General features: G+C 70.1%; 1 protein-coding gene. It reads right to left on the reverse strand.

Annotation, left to right across the window (positions count from 1 at the left end; genetic code table 11):
* On the reverse strand, positions 1-314 hold a 314-nt coding region (locus tag H0H10_RS03405), incomplete at both ends, for an AMP-binding protein (RefSeq protein WP_188179286.1).

The raw sequence follows: 314 nt of genomic DNA on the forward strand, positions 1-314 counted from the left end.
ACGCCCGCTCCGGCAACGACAACGGAACCCAGTCACCCGACAACATCGCCACCCGCAGACCCGCCCGGCGCTCGTGTTGCCCCCGGTGCTCGGTGTAGAGCTCGAACAGGGCCGGGACGGAGTTCCACACGGTGACGCCGTGGGCGTCGGCCAGGTCACTCCAGTGCCCCGGATCGCGCTCCGTCTCCGGATCCGGCACCACCAGTGCCGCACCCGCCGCCAGCGTGCCGAACACGTCCCACACCGACAGATCGAAACTCAGACTCGACACCGCCAGCACCCGGTCCCCGGCTGTCAGCCCGATCCGCTCGTTG

Source organism: Streptomyces griseicoloratus, assembly GCF_014534645.1.
Lineage (GTDB): Bacteria > Actinomycetota > Actinomycetes > Streptomycetales > Streptomycetaceae > Streptomyces > Streptomyces griseicoloratus.